This window comes from Bartonella rhinolophi (genome assembly GCF_036576165.1).
In the GTDB taxonomy this organism is placed as follows: Bacteria; Pseudomonadota; Alphaproteobacteria; order Rhizobiales; family Rhizobiaceae; genus Bartonella.
Map to the genome: position 1 here is coordinate 131,484 of NZ_JBAFWY010000001.1, position 19,141 is coordinate 150,624.

Here is a 19,141-nt window from a genome sequence, read left to right on the forward strand (position 1 = left end):
TTGAAGGAGCTTCTATGCCGCATCAAGATTATCTTTTTACTAGTGAATCGGTATCGGAAGGACACCCTGATAAAATTTGTGATCGTATTTCCGATGAAATTGTTGATATGGTCTATAAAGAAGCTCAAAAAACTGGTACTGACCCATGGCTGGTACGAATCGCTTGCGAAACTTTAGTAAGTGTAAATCGTGTTGTTATTGCTGGTGAAGTACGCGTTCCTGATACACTCTTAAAAAGAGGTAAAAATAAGGAATTTATTTATGATGAAACTGGTTTTCCACTCATTAACCCTGCTCGTTTTCGAGCAGTAGCGCGCCGTGCTATTCGTGCAATCGGCTATGAACAATTAGGCTTTCACTGGAAAACTGTTAAAATTGATGTTTTTTTGCGCCCTCAATCAACAGATATTGCTCAGGGTGTTGATAATGCAGTAGATCGACATGGTGAAGAAGGAGCAGGTGATCAGGGTATCATGTTCGGATATGCTTGTCGAGAAACACCAGATCTCATGCCCGCGCCAATTTATTACGCGCATAAGATTTTAGAGCTTCTTGCTGCAGCTCGCCATAAACAGGAAGGAGAAACTGGAAAATTAGGACCAGATGCCAAAAGCCAAATAACAATACGGTATAAAAATGGGCAGCCTATAGAAGTAACATCCATCGTTCTTTCGACACAGCATTTAGATGAAAATTGGGATTCCAATAAAGTTCGCACAGTGGTTGAGCCTTATATTCGTCAAGCTTTGCATGATATTCCCATTTCTGCTCAATGCAGTTGGTACATTAACCCAACAGGAAAATTTGTTATCGGTGGTCCCAGAAGCGATGCGGGATTAACGGGACGCAAAATTATCGTTGACACTTATGGAGGTGCAGCACCTCATGGTGGAGGAGCCTTTTCAGGAAAAGATACAACGAAAGTTGATCGTTCTGCAGCTTATGCTGCGCGTTATCTAGCTAAAAATATTGTTGCAGCTGATTTAGCAGAGCGATGCACTATTCAACTATCCTATGCAATTGGCGTTGCACAACCCTTATCCATTTATCTTAATCTTCATGGCACAGGCAAAGTTGATGAAAGTGTTCTGGAAGCTGCAATCCGCAAAATAATGGATCTTTCCCCGACAGGTATCCGCAAGCATCTTAATCTTAACAAACCCATTTATACAAAAACAGCCGCTTACGGTCATTTTGGACGCAAGCCAAAACCTGATGGCTCATTTTCATGGGAAAAAACTGATCTCATTAAAAAGCTTCAAAAAATGGTTAAAGTACCATGATTGTATATAACGCGCGTATAAGTGAAGCTTTTTTTGGTCGTCGACAAGGAAAACGGCTACGAAATAGTCAGCTTGCACGTATAAAAACACTTCTTCCAACTCTTAACATTGATTTAAGTCATCCTACACCCCAAGATTTAACGTCCTTATTTGCCAGCAAAGTAAAAGAAGTTCGACTTGAAATTGGCTTTGGTGGTGGTGAACATTTATTGCATGCAATGGAATATTTTCCACAAACTGGTTTTATCGGTGTAGAACCCTTCATCAATGGCATAGCAAAAATATTGATGTCTATTGAACAGCATGAACAGCACCAAAATCATCTTCGCCTTTATAATGATGATGCCACGCATCTCCTTGATTGGCTACCAAATGCATCACTTGATGGCATAGATCTGTTCTATCCTGATCCATGGCCTAAAAAAAAGCATTGGAAACGGCGCTTCATTAATGTAAAGAATCTTAATCGTTTTGCTCGCGTTCTTAAAGCAGGTAAAAAATTCCGCTTTGCCAGCGATATAGATAGTTATGTAAACTGGACCCTATACCATTGTACACGCCATCACAGCTTTGAATGGAATGCAGAAAGCCCTCAAGATTGGAAAACTCCTTATCCTTTATGGCTAAGCACTCGCTATGAAAAAAAAGCTTTACGCGAAGGGCGAACACCTACCTATCTTACTTTTATCAAAAAATAGATGATGAAACGCTTTACTATAAACAACTTGAAAAATTTTGAATTTAAGAGTATCAATGGACAAATTCTTGGTCTTATGATGAGGAGTGGGCTATATAGACCCGCTCCTTTTTAATATCATGAAGCTCATGAAACCGACTTGGATAAAATAGTATGAACGACACTGAAAGAATAAGCAACATTGATGAGCCGCGTCTCTTTGAAGAAAATGGCATTGAAGCACAGGTTGCTGCTCTTATTATACCGCTGCTTAAGCCTTTAGGTTTTCGTCTAGTTCGCGTAAAACTTCTTGGCTTAAACGGTTTAACACTTCAGATTATGGTTGAACACGCTGATGGCTCCATGACGATAGAAGATTGTGAAACTGTTAGTCGAACTATTTCTCCTATTCTTGATGTACAAAACATTATTGAACGCAAATATCATTTAGAAATTTCATCTCCTGGGATTGATCGTCCATTGGTAAGAAAATCTGATTTCTTTTATTGGGAGGGACATATTGCAAAAATTGAAACAAAAATAACAATTGATGGACGCAAAAAATTTCGTGGAACGCTCACAAATATTACACAAGAAGGCTTTACTTTAAACATCGATAAAGCCGCTTATGGAGAAGCCATGTATACCTCTATTCCTTTTGATAGCATCATCGATGCGCGTTTGGTGCTTACCGATGAACTTATTCGTGATACATTGAAAAAAAATAAAGATTTAAGTCAACAATTAACTTTCAAAGATAATCCTAACATCTCAAAATAAGCACTACATTATGAAAATTAATATCACTGGGATCAATACCCATCGTGTGACATAAAGAAGGAGAAAATCGATGGCTACAAGCGCTAACAGGCTTGAAATTCTGCAAATTGCAGATGCTGTTGCACGCGAAAAATCGATTGACCGTGAGATTGTCATTTCTGCGATGGCCGATGCTATTCAGAAAGCAGCGCGTTCTCGTTATGGTCAAGAAACCAATATCCGTGCTGAAATTAATTCCAAAACAGGTGAAATTAAATTACAACGCTTGCTTAAAATTGTTGATGTCGTTGAAGATTATACAACTGAAATCACTTTATCTGATGCACTAAAACATAAAGTGGACGCAAAAATTGGTGATTTTTTTTCCGACCTTTTGCCTCCCATGGATTTTGGGCGTATTGCAGCACAGTCTGCTAAACAGGTTATTGTACAAAAGGTACGTGATGCAGAACGTGATCAACAATATGAAGAATTCAAAAATAAAGTCGGTAAAATTGTTTCTGGTACGGTAAAACGTGTAGAATACGGCAATGTGATCGTTGATCTGGGACGTGGTGAAGCTATTGTGCGGCGTGATGAATTAATTCCACGTGAAGCCTTCCGTTATGGAGATCGTATTCGTGCTTTTGTCAATGATGTGCACCGCGAACAGCGAGGTCCACAAATTTTCCTTTCACGCACACATCCCCAGTTTATGGTGAAACTTTTTACCATGGAAGTGCCTGAGATCTATGATGGTATTATAGAAATTAAATCTGTTGCCCGTGATCCAGGCTCACGTGCTAAAATTGCCGTTGTTTCACGCGATGGCTCGATCGATCCCGTTGGAGCGTGTGTTGGAATGCGAGGGAGCCGTGTTCAAGCTGTTGTTTCAGAACTACAAGGCGAAAAAATCGATATTATTCCTTGGTCTCCTGATGCTGCGACATTTATCGTTAATGCGCTGCAGCCTGCTGAAGTTTCCAAAGTTGTCCTTGATGAAGATGCAGAGCGTATTGAAGTCGTTGTACCTGATGATCAGCTTAGTTTGGCTATTGGTCGTCGTGGACAGAATGTTCGTTTAGCTTCACAATTAACAGGATGGAATATTGATATCCTAACGGAACAAGAAGAATCTGAAAATCGTCAAAAAGAGTTCACAGAGCGCAGCAAGCTGTTTATGGAATCCTTAGACGTTGATGAAATGATCGGACAAGTTATGGCATCAGAGGGTTTTTCCTCCATTGAGGAAATTGCCTATATTGACCTTGAAGAAATCGCCTCTATTGATGGTTTTGATCATGAAACTGCAGCAGAAATCCAAAGCCGTGCGCGTGACTATCTAGAACACAAAGAAAAAGAGCTCGATGAAAAGCGTAAAAAACTCGGTGTTTCTGATGAATTGCGCACACTTCCTGGAATGACAAGTGCTATGTTAGTTGCTGTTGGTGAAGATGGTGTAAAAACAATGGAAGATTTTGCAGGCTATGCAGTTGACGACTTGGCTGGCTGGAGAGAACGTAAAGAAGGGCAAACACAAAATTTTTCTGGTATATTGAGCTCATTTGACATTACACGCGCTGATGCAGAAGCTATGATTTTAGCTGCACGTGTGCAAGCAGGCTGGATAGACCAAGCAGATCTTGTTACAGAAACTTCTGTAGAAAACGAAACAATAGATGATTTGAATGTGGGTACACTTTAAATGAATGGACGAACCTGTATTGTGACAAGAAAAAATGCTTCAGCAAAAACGCTGATTCGTTTTGTTATTGGTCCCAATAATCAAATTGTTCCTGATCTTAAAGCCAATTTACCTGGACGTGGCGTATGGGTCTCTGCCAACCACTCTGTCGTTGAGGAAGCAATCAAACAAAAAGCTTTTAACAAAAGCTTTAAAACAGATGTTGAGGTTGCATCAGATCTTGCGCATATTGTAGATACACTTTTGCTAAAAGCCGCTCTTGGGAGTCTTTCCATGATGCGAAAAGCAGGTGCTATTGTCATGGGAGCAACCAAAGTTGATGCAGCTATCCGCTCTGGTCAAGTCATTCTCGTACTTCATGCTAAAGGAGCTACAGAAGATGGGAAACGAAAAATTTCACAAGCCATTCATACAATACGACAACAAACAAACCAGAACATAAAAACCGTATCTTTATTTACAAGTGATGAAATGAGAATGGCTTTTGGGACTAATCCTGTAATGCACACAGCTTTATTGAATACGAAAGCTGCGGAAGGATTTCTCAAAACATTATACAAGTTGATCGCCTATCGTGATGACAAGCATAGTAAGCCTAGTGAGATGACGGCACAAGTCGTGAAGGAAATACAATGAGTGAAAATAATAACGACAAAACAACAGTCAAGAGGACATTGACCCTAAAACGGTCCGTCCTAGAAACTAGCACGGTCAAACAAAATTTTAGTCATGGCCGTACGAAGGCTGTGGTTGTCGAAACTAAACGGCGTAAAATTACGCGACCTGATGAAAAAGCTGAAACACTACAGCAAATTACGAAACCACATGTGGCTCCTCAACGCTCTAAACCACGGTTTGAAGAAGCAATGCCGAGTGAGCCTTTAGCTAAAAGTGACCTCTCATCAGCTGAAATGGAAGCTAGATTTCGTGCATTAGAAGAAGCGCATATCCAAGAAAAAATAATGCGTCAAAAAGCCAAAGAAGAAGAAAGACGCGCGAAAGAACGTGAACAAAACTTGCAGCAAGAAGCACAAGAAGCAAAAAAACATCAAGAAAGTGAAAGCTCTACGATAGAGGCTCCATCTCTTTCCTCTTCTGTTCCCTTAACAGAACCGATAGACATTCCCGTCACACCTAAAAACACAACTACGATTGAAAAACGTAAAGTAGATGACAATAAAGATGATGACAGACATGGTCGGCGTACAAATTCTGCTAAATCAGAAGTGCGTGCACCTAAGATTGTAAAAGGTGCCGATGAACGACGTCGTGGAAAAATTACCCTCAATAGTGCGCTAGACGAAGAAGGAAGTGCACGTGGGCGCTCAATGGCTGCAATGCGCCGCAGACAAGAAAAGTTTAAACGTGCACAAAACCAAGAGCCAAGAGAAAAAATTTCTCGCGAAGTTATTCTTCCTGAAACTATTACTATTCAAGAACTTGCACAGCGTATGACTGAACGCTCCGTTGATGTAATTAAATTTTTGATGAAACAAGGACAAATGATGAAGCCTGGCGATATTATTGATGCAGACGTTGCCGAGCTCATCGCCGTTGAATTTGGTCACACTGTTAAACGTGTTCTAGAATCTGACGTAGAAGAAGGCATCTTTAATATAGCTGATAATCCTCAAAAAATGCAGCAACGCCCACCAGTTGTAACAATTATGGGTCATGTCGACCACGGAAAAACTTCTCTTCTCGATGCTATCCGAAAAGCAAATGTTGTTTCTGGTGAAGCTGGCGGCATTACACAGCATATTGGTGCTTATCAAGTAGAAAAAAACGGTCAAAAAATTACCTTCATTGATACTCCTGGGCATGCTGCCTTTACAGCTATGCGTGCTCGTGGAGCTCGTGTTACGGATATCGCCGTTCTGGTTGTCGCCGCTGATGATAGTGTCATGCCGCAAACAATTGAATCAATCAATCATGCAAAAGCTGCTGGTGTGCCCATTATTGTTGCTATCAATAAAATTGATAAGCCAACTGCTGATGCGCAAAAAGTGCGTACAGAGCTTCTGCAACACGAAGTATTTGTTGAAACTATGGGGGGAGAAACTTTGGAAGTCGAGGTTTCTGCTAAAACTGGTCAAAATCTTGATAAGCTTCTCGAAGCTATTCTTCTTCAAGCTGAAATGCTTGATTTGAAAGCAGATCCAAAACGAACTGCAGAAGGTGTTGTCATTGAAGCCAAATTGGATCGTGGTCGTGGATCTGTCGCAACAGTTCTTGTCCAAAAAGGCACATTACATCCTTCTGATATTATTGTCGCTGGGAATGAATGGGGTCGTGTACGCGCATTAATTGACGATCATGGTCGCCATGTAAAAGAAGCACTCCCCTCTACACCCATCGAAATTTTAGGTATGCAAGGTACACCACAAGCTGGTGACCGTTTTGCTGTTGTCACTCATGAAGCAAAAGCACGGGAAATTGCTGAATATCGTCAGCGATTAGCGCGTGATAAAGCTGTAGCTCGACAAACTGGTTCGCGCGGTTCTCTTGAGCAAATGATGACAAAATTACAAACCACTGGTGTTAAAGAATTTCCTCTTATTATTAAAGGAGATGTGCAGGGATCTATTGAGGCAATTGCTTCAGCATTAGAAAAACTTGGGAATGAGGAAGTGCGTGCACGCATTGTACATTCTGGTGCTGGTGGTATCACTGAGAGTGATATTTCTCTCGCTGAAGCCTCCAACTCTGCCGTAATTGGCTTTAATGTTCGAGCCAATAAACAAGTTCGTGATTCAGCCAAGGTACAAGGAATTGAAATTCGTTATTATAATATCATTTATGACCTTGTTGACGATATAAAAGCCGCTATGTCAGGATTGCTCTCACCAGAACAGCGTGAAACTTTCCTTGGTAATGCTGAAGTTTTAGAAGTCTTTAACATTACAAAAATCGGGAAAGTTGCTGGATGTCGCGTTACAGAAGGTAAAATAGAACGTGGGGCTGGTGTTCGCCTTATCCGCGATAATATTGTCATTCATGAAGGAAAACTTAAAACACTCAAACGCTTCAAGGATGAAGTTAATGAAGTGCAAAGTGGTCAAGAATGTGGAATGGCATTTGAAAATTATGAAGATATCCGTACTGGAGACATCATTGAGACTTTCCGCGTCGAGCATATTCACCGCACATTATAAAAATCCAATGACTTTACTCTTTGTAAAATGAGAAAAGTTATTGGATTTTATACGCAATGCCTCTGTTTTTTTCTTACCTTTTCAAGCAATCAAGCAAGAAGAATTGTAACCAAGGTACAACTTCAATGAAAAATGCAAATCCATCACAACGACAACTAAGAGTGGGAGAACAGGTGCGTCACGCGGTAGCTCATATACTGCAGCGAGGTATTTTATTTGACGATGCTTTGAAAAATGTTGTGATTTCTATTTCTGAAGTGCGCATGTCGCCAGATTTAAAAATTGCCACCTGCTTTGTTTCTTTCCTCAGCACTCTTAATAATACGTCCCATGCCGATGTTATTAATATACTCAATAAACATAATCGTTTTATCCGTGGAGAAATAAGTTATTCACTACGACAAATGAAATACATGCCTGAACTGCGTTTTCGACTTGATAATAGCTTCGATAATTTTGCAAAAATTGATGCTCTGCTTCGCTCACCTAAGGTGGCACGCGATCTGCACGATAATAATGAGCACGAGGATTAAAAAATATGATAAGAAAACGCAAAAAAAAAGGTCGTTCTGTTTCTGGCTGGGTAATATTTGATAAACCAAAAGGAATGAGGTCAACAGAAGCTGTTGCAAAAATTAAATGGCTCTTCAATGCACAAAAAGCAGGACACGCAGGCACACTTGATCCCCTTGCTTCTGGTCTCCTGCCAATTGCATTGGGTGAAGCAACCAAAACTGTTCCCTATGTTATGAAAGGCTCAAAGACCTATCGTTTCCACATCGCTTGGGGGGAAGAGCGTTTAACAGATGATCTAGAGGGAGAGGTCACTAAGACGTCTTCTAAACGTCCGACACAAGAAGAGATACGCGCCCTTCTCCCTAAATATACAGGTGTTATTCTGCAAATACCTCCACAATTTTCAGCAATCAAAATTGCTGGTAACCGCGCCTATGATTTAGCGCGTGAAGGTGAAATTGTTGAAATTCCGCCACGTCAAGTAGAAATAGAAACTTTCAAATTAATTGAATCTATTTCAGAAGAACACACTGTCTTTGAAATAACGTGTGGGAAAGGAACCTATGTGCGCTCCTTAGCACGCGATATGGGACGTGACCTTGGTTGTTATGGGTATATTGCCGACTTAAGACGTATCGCAGTTGTGCCTTTTTGTGAGGATGATCTCATTACATGGGACGCACTAAAAGTTGCAGGACCAGATAAAAATATAACAAACCAACATGGTGATTCTCCTAAAAGGGATTTCACAAAACTTGATGAATTATTAATTGAAACAGACGCTGCACTAAATTGTCTTTCACACTATATCCTTAGCGAAACCCAAGCACAGCGTATAATGATGGGCAATCCAGTACTTCTCGACGATCATAACACACCCATTGATGAAGAAGAAGTTTGTGTAATCTACAAAAATCAACTTCTTGCTATAGGAGTCCTTGACAAAAGCCAATTTACACCAAAGCGAATTTTTACAATTCAATAAGCTTGTTGCCCATGACAATTTTTTGCAAGCAAAATATTTTTTCTCCTTGTAAACAAAATAAAACCATTCTCATTTCTTTGCTTACCTCCTTATATTGTCAAGGCAAGTGATCAGCAGATGGTTTTAAATGCATTTCATTGATCTGTGGTATTGTCTGCCGCTCAATCATGCGGTGTACTTTTATACCATTAGGCGCATAATTTAGGCGACGGAGATGCTTATTCACTTCTGCATCTGCTTTTGTACGACGATGATTATGGCGCAAATAATCTACCCATGTTGGCATATGATAGGCTTCTGTCCAACATTCAGGCTTTTCAAGATCACGTAAAAGAACCCATTGACGAGCACCATCACGTAAACGAATATGGCGACGACGTGTCATCACTTTAAGAAATTCTTCGAGATCATTTTCGTGAATTTGATAGTTGATCATAATCATAATAGGACCACTTCGTGCTTTCAGATCAAGTAAAAGCTCTGGTTCTCTGAAGTGATCAAGAGGATCAAGATCTATCTGAGGAATTTCTTGAATTCTAAATTTTACCCCTGCAAAAGCTCCAAAAATTAAAAATAAAGCACAAGCATACAAAGCAACTTTTAGAGAATAGCCATCAGCAAATGCTCCCCAAATCGCACTTCCAATGGCCATACCACCATAAGATGCCGTTTGATAAAGTGCTAAAGTACGCGCAACAACCCAGCGTGGTGTAGAAAGCTGCACAGATGTATTAAACAGCGATAGCGCCAAAACCCAACATAAACCTGCAGGAAATAAAACAAAATGGCTTACAATCAATGAATGACTCATTGCTAACGAAAAGCAAGAAAAGGCAAAACCAATAAATGCACTTGCAATAATCGTTTCTGAACTAAAATAACGCCGTACAGAGGCATTAATCATACCCGCTACAATCGCTCCTAGACCAAAACAGCCCAGCAATGTACCATAAAGAATTGCACTTCCTCCAAGTATTTCACGTGCAACGACCGGCAATAGTGCCAAAATCGAAATCGCACCGATACCAAAAAGGAACGCTCTAACCATAATATTTAGAAGATTAGGTGACATCGCAACGTAACGCAAACCATCTGCAACTGCCCCTAAAAATCTTTCCCGTGGCAATGGATTGTTTTTATAGTTCGGTTTCCACAAAAACAAAGCGCCAATTAAAGGAATGTAACTTATAACATTGAATAAAAAAGCCGCTGTTGCACCCAAAGTAGCAATGATTACACCACCAATAGCAGGACCTACACTACGCATCAAATTAAAGCCAACACTATTCAAACTGACAGCTGCAGGAATATTTTCTCTGCTCACAATATCCCCCATGGTTGCTTGCCAAGAAGGATTATAAAAAGCATTTCCACATCCGATAAAAAATGTAAAACATAGCAAAAGCCAAGGCGTCAGAAGCTCCATATAGGATAAAATAACCAAATTAATTGATACAATCATTATTATAATCTGCGCGCACAACATAATTTTACGCCGATTAAAATTATCGGCTAACGCTCCTGCAATCAAAGAAAATACAACAAGCGGCAATACTGTAGCACTTTGAACAAGCCCAACCATAGAATGCGAAGAACTAATCAACGCCATCAACCAACCCGCTCCTACATTCTGTATAAGTCCTCCTAAATTAGAAACGAGTGTAGCTGACCATAAATTACGAAATATTGAATTATGAAAAAGTTTTAACGTTGAAATGTTCTGCATCTTTTGCCTCCAAATCGGCATTTTATCGCTCTTGTTACTGTAAACATATTCTGTAAAGCAAAAATATTTGTATCAAAATGATGCATAATTCTTTAAAAATTTCCCATACAATATTTTAAAAATTAACATTGCAAAATAAAACCATTTATTAATAAGATATTCAAGATACTTTCAAGGACTAGCATTTTGACCTTCTTTCCTATATAAACGCCAAGGCAAGTAAGAGTCTTTGGCTCCTCTTGTTTTTTCGCGGACCCTTGCTGAACGACATCTCGGCTGTGGGTGACTTTTGTTTCTTTGTTTATTGAAAGGATAATACGATGTCGATTACAGCTGAACGTAAGCAAGCTCTTGTTGCGGAATATGCAAATAAAGCCGGTGATACAGGATCACCAGAAGTGCAGGTTGCTGTGCTTTCTGAACGTATTTCTAATTTGACTAATCACTTTAAATCTCACAAAAAAGATAATCATTCTCGTCGTGGTCTTTTAAAGATGGTATCCCAACGCCGTCGTCTTCTTGATTACCTTAAAGAAATTGACCAAGATCGTTATCAAACACTTATCGGAAAGTTAGGTTTGCGTCGCTAAAAGTAAAGACGGGTGGGTGATATTTTTACAAAAATCCACCTCTGTGTTCCAGCTTGCTGCTTTTAGTTACAATTTTAAAAAACTGATAAGCAGTCGTCATGGGGCAGGATTATTAGTTGCTTCACATTTTGATTGTTATTGATTCCCCTCCTCTGGTGAAAAATAGAAGTACCTTGTTATCCTGCCCATGGCTTTAAAATATGCTACACAACACTGGAATGTGAGCACTTAGAATGTAAACATTGGCCATTTAAGGATAAAAGATGTTCAAAACGCACAAGATAGAAATTGAATGGGCTGGTCGACCACTCACCCTCGAAACAGGGAAAATAGCGCGTCAAGCTGATGGTGCAGTGATTGCTACCTATGGTGAAACAGTTGTCTTAGCAACCGTTGTGTCAGCAAAAAGCCCAAAACCAGACCAAGACTTTTTTCCACTCACCGTTAATTATCAAGAAAAATCCTATGCAGTTGGTAAAATACCTGGCGGTTATTTTAAACGCGAAAGCCGACCAAGTGAAAGTGAAACATTAATCTCACGTTTGATTGATCGTCCAATTCGCCCTCTCTTTGTTGACGGTTATAAAAATGATACGCAAATCATTGTTTCCGTTATACAGCATGACCTTGAAAATAATCCTGATATCCTTGCGATGATTGCATCTTCTGCCGCATTGACCCTATCAGGTGTTCCTTTTATGGGGCCTATTGCCGGTGCCCGTGTTGGCTACTGTAATGGACAATACGTGCTTAATCCTCATATCGACGAAATGCCTGAATCTAAACTTGATCTTATTGTTGCTGGAACAGAAAGCGCAGTATTGATGGTTGAATCAGAAGCACAAGAATTGCCTGAAGATGTCATGTTAGGTGCAGTTATGTTTGGGCAAAAAGGCTTCCAACCTGTGATTGATGCCATTATCAAACTTGCTGAAGTCGCTGCAAAAGATCCACGCGACTTCGTTCCTGAAGATCTATCTGATCTCGAAAAAGCTATATTGGAAATAGCTGAAGAGGACATACAAAAAGCTTATACACTTACTGATAAACAAGAACGTCATATTGCAATTGATACACTTAAAACAGAAATTATAAACAAATTTATGTCCGAAGCTGAAGGAGAATGTAAATTTAACGCAGATCAAATTGCAACCGTTTTCAAGCAGTTGCAAGCAAAAATTGTTCGCTGGAACATTCTAAATACAGGGAAGCGCATTGATGGGCGCGATCTTTCAACAGTACGTCCCATTCAATCAGAAGTGGGTATTTTGCCCCGAACACATGGATCAGCCCTCTTTACCCGTGGAGAAACCCAAGCAATGGTTGTTGCAACGCTGGGAACTGGTGAAGATGAACAATATATTGATTCCTTAACAGGTATGTATAAGGAGACATTCTTACTCCACTACAATTTTCCTCCATTTTCAGTGGGAGAAATAGGACGTATTGGTTCTCCTGGTCGCCGTGAAATTGGGCACGGAAAATTGGCGTGGCGTGCCATTCATCCCATGTTACCCAGTAAAGAATCTTTCCCCTATACCATTCGTGCGGTCTCAGAAATTACTGAGTCAAATGGATCCTCTTCAATGGCAACTGTTTGTGGAACGGCACTTGCATTGATGGATGCTGGTGTACCTTTGGTACGTCCCATTGCAGGTATTGCCATGGGTTTGATTAAAGAAGGTGAGCGCTTTGCCATTTTATCTGATATTTTAGGAGATGAAGATCATCTCGGTGACATGGATTTTAAAGTAGCAGGTACAAAAAATGGTATCACTGCTTTACAAATGGATATCAAAATTGATGGTATTACTGAAGAAATTATGAAAATTGCACTTGAGCAAGCCAAAGATGGTCGAATTCATATTCTCAACGAAATGGGCAAAGCTTTAACCAGCGCACGTGATGAACTTAGTGAATTTTCTCCACGCATCGAAGTTATGAACATCTCTGTTGATAAAATCCGCGATGTCATCGGTTCTGGTGGAAAAGTAATCCGAGAAATTGTGGAACAAACTGGAGCCAAAATCAATATTGAAGATGATGGGACAATTAAAATTGCCTCTGCAGATGCTAAAACTATCGAAGCAGCAAAACGTTGGATTCATTCGATTGTTGATGAACCTGAAGTTGGTGCTATTTATCAAGGAACAGTCGTAAAAACTGCGGAATTTGGTGCGTTTGTAAACTTTTTTGGTTCACGCGATGGACTCGTTCATATCTCTCAGCTTGCATCAGAGCGTGTTGCCAAAACAACTGATGTTGTTAAAGAAAGCGATAAAGTGTGGGTTAAATTAATGGGTTTTGATGAACGTGGTAAAATTCGATTATCAATGAAAAATATCGATCAACAGACTGGTAAAGAAATTACTGATGATGATTCGATGAAAATTGACAAAGAAAATAGCGCGGATGAAAAAAGTAGCCCTGAAAACAAGCGCCGTCGTAAGAAAAAAGAAAATTGATATTTTTCTTTTATCACGAAATAAAATGCCATCTCAAGAATGGAATGGCATTTTCTTTAAAAGAGCCATATGTGTTACTATTTCTACCTTTTGAAAACCATGATCTTCCGCTTCCTCATTCAAGTCAAAATTGGCTAAGTTTTGGTTTAACTGAAGTCCCTGCCCCAGAATGGGCACAAAATTTAAAAATCATAACGCCTTGGCGACCAGATTTTTTAAAATTTTCCAATGCTCAATTTCGCTGCTCTCCCCAAATAGACCAAATTTTTACCTACGATGGTGCATTTTTGCAACTGAGCAAATATCGTGGTTTTAATCAAAATTGTTTTCTTGATTTATTAGAATGTGTTAAACCCAACGGATGGATTGTCGTTGCTGGAAATAAAACTGCTGGCGCTGCTTCAATGCTGAAATGGGTCAAAACAATTGTCCCCATCACCAATAAATTGTCCAAAAATCATGGACTGGTATTCTGGCTTCAAGTTCCACAACAAATAAATAGACAAAATATTGCACAATTGCGCTCACCACCACTCTTTTTTGAAAATAAGTTTCAGACAAGTTCTGGAATGTTCTCACACGGACGGATTGATCCTGGATCTGCTGCGCTTGCTCTATATATGCACGAAGTTATTTCTGGAAAAATTGCCGATTTCGGTGCCGGCTGGGGCTTCCTTTCTCATGCTGCACTTGAGAAAAGTGAAAAATTAACAGCTCTTGACCTCTATGAAGCCGACTACAACGCTTTGGAGGCAGCAAAACAGCACCTAAAGCACAAAAATGCTGCTCTCCCTATCAATTTTTATTGGCATGATCTTGTACATGAGCCCGTCACAAACCTGTATGATACAATCATTTCCAACCCACCATTTCACACGCAACAAACTACCGATATTTCACTAGGTCAGCGTTTCATTATGAATGCTGCTAAATATTTAAAGCCCAGTGGCAATTTGCTTCTCGTTGCTAATCGCCACCTGCCTTATGAAACATTGTTAAAAAACATCTTCCAAACAGTCTTGATACATGAAACTACCCCTAGCTTCAAAGTTATCCAAGCATGTCGATAGTAAGCAATAAATAATAAACTCTAAAGAATGAAACGTGAAAGATCCACATCAGAAGCAAGTTCACCTATAGATTGTCTGACATAAGCAGCATCAACTTTAAATGAAGTTCCAGCTTTATCAGGCGCAGTAAAAGAAATTTCATCTAAAACACGCTCCATCACCGTTTGTAAACGACGCGCCCCTATATTTTCAATCCTTGCATTTAAATCTACAGCAATATCAGCTAAAGCATCAATTGCATCATCAGTAATTTCTAAATGAACCTCTTCCGTTGCCATCAAAGCAATATATTGCTTAATCAAACTGGCTTCAGGTTCGGTCAGAATACGTCGTAAATCTTCTCGCGTTAAAGCATTTAGCTCCACGCGAATAGGCAAGCGTCCCTGCAGTTCTGGTAATAAATCAGATGGCTTGGAGACATGAAACGCACCTGAAGCAATAAAAAGAATGTGATCTGTTTTGATCTGCCCATATTTTGTAGAAATTGTTGTTCCTTCAACAAGAGGTAAAAGATCTCGTTGGACTCCCTCACGCGAAACGGTAGCACCTGCTCCACCATCTCGGGTCGCGATTTTATCAATCTCATCAATAAAAACAATTCCATCATTTTCAGCAACGCGTAGTGCTTCTTGAATAACTTGATCCTGATCAAGCAGTTTCTCAGATTCATCGTCAATGAGAGGCTTAAAAGCGTCCTTTACTGTAGTTTTTCGAACCTTTGTACGACCACCCATTTTGCAAAAAATATCTGATAAATTCATAATTCCCATTTGCGCACCAGGCATACCAGGAATGTCAAAAGTTGAAGCGCTGTTACTATTATCAGCCACTTCAATTTCAATTTCTTTATCATCCAATTCACCTTCACGCAATTTTTTGCGAAAATTATCACGGGTAGCAGGACTTGCAGTTTTCCCAACAAGAGCATCCAAAACGCGCTCTTCAGCATTAATATGAGCTTTTGCTTTCACTTCATCCCGTTTCTTTTCACGCACGAGAGAAATTGCAATTTCAACAAGGTCACGAATAATTTGCTCAACATCGCGCCCTACATAGCCAACTTCAGTAAATTTAGTAGCTTCTACTTTAACGAAGGGTGCTCCAGCAAGTTTTGCTAATCGACGCGCTATACCCGTTTTACCAACACCTGTTGGTCCTATCATCAAAATATTTTTAGGCATAACCTCTTCACGCATCGGGCCATCAAGCTGCTGTCTACGCCACCGATTGCGCAGTGCGATAGCAACAGAACGCTTAGCATCATTTTGGCCAATGATAAAACGATCGAGTTCAGAAACAGTCTCGCGAGGGGAAAATACAACACACATTCAAATAGCTTTCTCTAAAGAAGATAATTCTGCATCCAATGTTTCAATCGTGAAATGATCATTGGTGTAAACACAAATTTTAGCGGCAATATCCATCGCTTTACGGGCAATGGTTTCTGCATCCAAGTCCATATCCATGAGTGCCCGTGCCGCCGAAAGGGCAAAATTGCCTCCAGAACCAATGGCCATAACACCATCTTCTGGTTCTAATACATCACCAAGCCCTGTTAAAGCTAAAGTTACTTTTTTATCTGCCACAAGCATCATTGCTTCAAGACGACGCAAATAGCGATCTGTCCGCCAATCTTTTGCAAGCTCTACACATGCACGCATGAGCTGATCAGGATATTGCTCAAGTTTCGTTTCTAATCTTTCCAACAGTGTAAAAGCATCTGCTGTAGCACCTGCAAAACCAGCAATAACCACTCCACCTTTCCCAAGACGACGCACTTTTCGTGCATTACCTTTCATAATCGTCTGCCCAAGTGAAACCTGACCATCACCAGCCATTACGACCTTGCCGCCTTTTCGTACAGTAATAATAGTCGTACCGTACATTATGTCAGGCTTATGTTCTGCCATAAAGAAACTCCTTAATATTGATTTTTCCTCATCAAATATAAAACCTAATGACTACTCTTTATTTAAGAACATATACAGCAAAGCACAACTTAATTTATTGAAATAAAAAAAATGATCTCATTGTTGTCAATGCGAATTGTTGCTAAATAACTTTTGTAAACAGTTTGCCTCTTTAAAGGAAAAATTATGAAAAGGATAGCCATCGGAACATTGGGAGGAACAATTGCAATGGTTGCTGATAGTTTTGGTCAAATGCAACCGACTTTAACTTCAGACATACTCATAAAAAGTGTTCCCAGCTTAAATAACGTTGCTGATATTCATGCGCAAACATTAACTCAATTACCAAGTGGATCTTTATCTTTTAAAATTCTTTTTGAAGTAATAGAGTGGGCAACACAACAAATAAGGGCTGGCGCAGAAGGTATTGTTTTAACCCAAGGCACTGATACATTGGAAGAAACAGCTTTTTTTCTTTCTCTTTACTGGAATAAAGCTGAACCGCTCGTTGTAACTGGTGCTATGCGCACACCCAATGAATTAAGTGCTGATGGACCAGCTAATATTTTGGCAGCAACCCGTGTTGCTGCTCATCCACAAAGTCGGAATAAAGGCGTTTTAGTTGTAATAAATGATACAATTCACTCACCTTATTGGATCCAAAAAAGCCATACCGTAAAAATTGAAACATTTCAGTCAGATCCAGCGGGTACTTTAGGAACTATTTTGGAAGGACAACTGATTTATTTTAATGATCAAAAATTTTTTCCTACGACTTTCGAAATTCCCAAAAACGATAATCACCAAGTTGCTCTTTTATATTCCTCCTTATCTTCTGATACACAATTAATGAAATTTTGCCTTGAAAGTGGGTATTATGCAGGCATAGTTATCGCTGGCTTTGGCGCAGGACACTGTAGTTTTCAAGTAGCAGACATCGTGCGACAATATGCACAAAAAATACCAATCATTATTGCTAGCCGTTGTTATAATGGCTCAACAACCCGTATAACCTATGGCTATAAAGGCTCAGAAACCGATATGATCACTTCTGGTGCTCTCATGTCTGGTTATTTATCAGCAGCAAAGGCACGTTTACTTTTATGGGCATTTTTGGCACAAGGGCTATCATTAGCACAAATTAGTACACGTTGGAATGACTGGACTATAAGCTAACTATTATCTATTATCTTAAAGAAGAGAACATGCAAAATAAAATTGGGGCTGGATACAAAACGATCTGCCTTTCCGTCCCTTATCATCGTCACAGAAAAAACTTTTGCCCCGTACAAATGACTGATACGACTATATCAAAAATTGCTCAAAAAGATAATCTGGTCAAGTCTATTTCTGACCGGTATTCGCCCTATAACGTCTTTACTGCACAAGAATGGTCTCAGTTTCGTGCAGACACACCACTTACTTTGACTTTTGATGAAATTAAACGCTTACGCTCAATTGATGATCCAATTGATCTTGAAGAAGTACAGCGCATTTATCTCTCCTTATCGCGTCTGTTATCATGCCATGTTGAAGCAGTGCAGGAACTTTTTCAAAAACGTCAGCAATTTTTACATAAAGAAGGAACCAGAAAAACTCCATTTATTATTGGAATTGCTGGATCTGTTGCAGTAGGAAAGTCAACAACCGCTCGCATTCTTCAAGAACTTTTGAAACGTTGGACGTCTAGTCTTAAAGTGGATCTGGTTACAACTGATGGTTTTCTCTATCCTAACGCTATTTTACAACAAAAAAATCGTATGAATCGTAAAGGGTTTCCCGATTCTTACGATATTAAAAAATTGTTATGCTTTCTTTCTGCTATAAAAGCTGGTATCGGTAATGTTAGTGCCCCGCTTTATTCGCATATGGCATATGACGTTCTGGAAAATCAAACAATTACTATTGATTGTCCCGATATCTTAATTGTTGAAGGTATTAATGTGTTACAAGTCAATGATCTTCCCAAGGATGGCAAAATCATTCCTTTTGTTTCAGATTTTTTTGATTTTTCAATCTATGTAGATGCTGAAACAGAAGTAATCCGTCACTGGTACTTGAAGCGCTTTAAACATTTGCGCAAAACAGCTTTTCAAAACCCTGAATCCTATTTTCATCGTTATGCACTGCTCAATGAAAAAGAAGCTTCAAAAATCGCTGAAAACCTTTGGCAAACAATTAATTTGAAAAATTTACAAGAAAATATACTACCAACACGACCACGATCTAATCTCATTTTACGTAAGGGAAAAAATCATTTGGTCGAATATGTCGCACTGCGGCGATTATAAGGATTCTTTG

The 19,141-nt window shown here is 39.6% G+C and carries 16 protein-coding genes; 13 read left to right on the forward strand and 3 right to left on the reverse strand.

The window, feature by feature from the left end; genetic code table 11:
* Window positions 1-14: 14 nt before the first annotated feature.
* From metK to truB, 8 genes are all read left to right on the forward strand, one after another.
* Entirely contained in the window at window positions 15-1,283 is a 1,269-nt protein-coding gene (gene metK / locus V5N67_RS00520) for a methionine adenosyltransferase (protein ID WP_332059781.1), read from the forward strand.
* Window positions 1,280-1,981, forward strand: a complete 702-nt coding sequence (locus V5N67_RS00525) for a tRNA (guanine(46)-N(7))-methyltransferase TrmB (RefSeq protein ID WP_332059782.1) — start codon at window positions 1,280-1,282, stop codon at window positions 1,979-1,981. The genes metK and V5N67_RS00525 overlap by 4 nt, the downstream gene beginning before the upstream one ends.
* Before the next feature lie 152 nt (window positions 1,982-2,133).
* The gene (rimP, locus tag V5N67_RS00530) at window positions 2,134-2,739 is read left to right on the forward strand and encodes a ribosome maturation factor RimP (RefSeq protein ID WP_332059783.1); all 606 of its coding nucleotides are present in this window, start codon (window positions 2,134-2,136) and stop codon (window positions 2,737-2,739) included.
* Window positions 2,740-2,809: 70 nt separating this feature from the next.
* Complete coding sequence (nusA, locus tag V5N67_RS00535) at window positions 2,810-4,423, forward strand: transcription termination factor NusA (protein ID WP_332059784.1); 1,614 nt, start codon at window positions 2,810-2,812, stop codon at window positions 4,421-4,423.
* Window positions 4,424-5,059, forward strand: a complete 636-nt coding sequence (locus V5N67_RS00540) for an RNA-binding protein (protein ID WP_332059785.1) — start codon at window positions 4,424-4,426, stop codon at window positions 5,057-5,059.
* Window positions 5,056-7,578: a translation initiation factor IF-2 gene (gene infB / locus V5N67_RS00545; protein ID WP_332059787.1), complete on the forward strand. Its 2,523-nt coding sequence runs from the start codon at window positions 5,056-5,058 to the stop codon at window positions 7,576-7,578. Before V5N67_RS00540 ends, infB begins: the two co-directional genes overlap by 4 nt.
* Window positions 7,579-7,703: 125 nt before the next feature.
* Window positions 7,704-8,111 (forward strand): 30S ribosome-binding factor RbfA, encoded by a 408-nt coding sequence (rbfA, locus tag V5N67_RS00550; protein WP_332059788.1) that lies wholly within the window; start codon window positions 7,704-7,706, stop codon window positions 8,109-8,111.
* A gap of 5 nt (window positions 8,112-8,116) precedes the next feature.
* The gene (truB, locus tag V5N67_RS00555) at window positions 8,117-9,079 is read left to right on the forward strand and encodes a tRNA pseudouridine(55) synthase TruB (protein ID WP_332059790.1); all 963 of its coding nucleotides are present in this window, start codon (window positions 8,117-8,119) and stop codon (window positions 9,077-9,079) included.
* A gap of 97 nt (window positions 9,080-9,176) precedes the next feature.
* Here truB and V5N67_RS00560 read toward each other — a convergent pair whose 3' ends face one another.
* Window positions 9,177-10,805, reverse strand: coding sequence for an MFS transporter (locus V5N67_RS00560; RefSeq protein WP_332059792.1), 1,629 nt, complete (start codon window positions 10,803-10,805; stop codon window positions 9,177-9,179).
* 320 nt (window positions 10,806-11,125) lie between these two features.
* Between V5N67_RS00560 and rpsO the strand changes: the two genes are divergently transcribed.
* The 3 genes from rpsO to V5N67_RS00575 all read left to right on the forward strand — a co-directional run bounded on the left by rpsO (window position 11,126) and on the right by V5N67_RS00575 (window position 14,930).
* Window positions 11,126-11,395 (forward strand): 30S ribosomal protein S15, encoded by a 270-nt coding sequence (gene rpsO, locus V5N67_RS00565; protein ID WP_332059793.1) that lies wholly within the window; start codon window positions 11,126-11,128, stop codon window positions 11,393-11,395.
* Between the two features lie 263 nt (window positions 11,396-11,658).
* Entirely contained in the window at window positions 11,659-13,860 is a 2,202-nt protein-coding gene (pnp, locus tag V5N67_RS00570; RefSeq protein WP_332059794.1) for a polyribonucleotide nucleotidyltransferase, read from the forward strand.
* Window positions 13,861-13,931: 71 nt separating this feature from the next.
* Window positions 13,932-14,930 carry a class I SAM-dependent methyltransferase gene (locus V5N67_RS00575; protein ID WP_332059796.1) on the forward strand — a complete coding sequence of 333 codons (999 nt, stop codon included), beginning with the start codon at window positions 13,932-13,934 and terminating at the stop codon, window positions 14,928-14,930.
* Window positions 14,931-14,950: 20 nt separating this feature from the next.
* Here the strand turns inward: V5N67_RS00575 and hslU are convergent, their stop codons facing one another.
* Both hslU and hslV read right to left on the reverse strand, forming a co-directional pair.
* On the reverse strand, window positions 14,951-16,258 hold the full coding sequence (gene hslU / locus V5N67_RS00580) for an ATP-dependent protease ATPase subunit HslU (protein WP_332059798.1): 1,308 nt from the start codon (window positions 16,256-16,258) through the stop codon (window positions 14,951-14,953).
* Window positions 16,259-16,840 (reverse strand): ATP-dependent protease subunit HslV, encoded by a 582-nt coding sequence (hslV, locus tag V5N67_RS00585; protein ID WP_332059799.1) that lies wholly within the window; start codon window positions 16,838-16,840, stop codon window positions 16,259-16,261. It lies immediately after the preceding gene.
* Window positions 16,841-17,026: 186 nt separating this feature from the next.
* On the opposite strand from hslV, the gene V5N67_RS00590 reads away from it, so the two are divergent.
* A complete protein-coding gene (locus V5N67_RS00590; RefSeq protein ID WP_332059801.1) occupies window positions 17,027-18,016 on the forward strand; it encodes an asparaginase in 990 nt (329 codons plus the stop codon).
* 170 nt (window positions 18,017-18,186) lie between these two features.
* Window positions 18,187-19,131 carry a type I pantothenate kinase gene (gene coaA, locus V5N67_RS00595; protein ID WP_332060284.1) on the forward strand — a complete coding sequence of 315 codons (945 nt, stop codon included), beginning with the start codon at window positions 18,187-18,189 and terminating at the stop codon, window positions 19,129-19,131.
* The last annotated feature ends 10 nt before the right edge of the window (window positions 19,132-19,141 follow it).

Excerpts from the sequence above, each read along its gene's own strand:
- hslV (WP_332059799.1), bottom strand. The coding sequence starts at position 16,840 with ATGGCAGAACATAAGCCTGACATAATGTACGGTACGACTATTATTACT.
- pnp (WP_332059794.1), top strand. The coding sequence starts at position 11,659 with ATGTTCAAAACGCACAAGATAGAAATTGAATGGGCTGGTCGACCACTC.
- nusA (WP_332059784.1), top strand. The coding sequence starts at position 2,810 with ATGGCTACAAGCGCTAACAGGCTTGAAATTCTGCAAATTGCAGATGCT.
- infB (WP_332059787.1), top strand. The coding sequence starts at position 5,056 with ATGAGTGAAAATAATAACGACAAAACAACAGTCAAGAGGACATTGACC.
- rbfA (WP_332059788.1), top strand. The coding sequence starts at position 7,704 with ATGAAAAATGCAAATCCATCACAACGACAACTAAGAGTGGGAGAACAG.
- V5N67_RS00525 (WP_332059782.1), top strand. The coding sequence starts at position 1,280 with ATGATTGTATATAACGCGCGTATAAGTGAAGCTTTTTTTGGTCGTCGA.
- metK (WP_332059781.1), top strand. The coding sequence starts at position 15 with ATGCCGCATCAAGATTATCTTTTTACTAGTGAATCGGTATCGGAAGGA.
- rimP (WP_332059783.1), top strand. The coding sequence starts at position 2,134 with ATGAACGACACTGAAAGAATAAGCAACATTGATGAGCCGCGTCTCTTT.
- truB (WP_332059790.1), top strand. The coding sequence starts at position 8,117 with ATGATAAGAAAACGCAAAAAAAAAGGTCGTTCTGTTTCTGGCTGGGTA.
- V5N67_RS00540 (WP_332059785.1), top strand. The coding sequence starts at position 4,424 with ATGAATGGACGAACCTGTATTGTGACAAGAAAAAATGCTTCAGCAAAA.
- hslU (WP_332059798.1), bottom strand. The coding sequence starts at position 16,258 with ATGTGTGTTGTATTTTCCCCTCGCGAGACTGTTTCTGAACTCGATCGT.
- V5N67_RS00560 (WP_332059792.1), bottom strand. The coding sequence starts at position 10,805 with ATGCAGAACATTTCAACGTTAAAACTTTTTCATAATTCAATATTTCGT.
- rpsO (WP_332059793.1), top strand. The coding sequence starts at position 11,126 with ATGTCGATTACAGCTGAACGTAAGCAAGCTCTTGTTGCGGAATATGCA.
- V5N67_RS00590 (WP_332059801.1), top strand. The coding sequence starts at position 17,027 with ATGAAAAGGATAGCCATCGGAACATTGGGAGGAACAATTGCAATGGTT.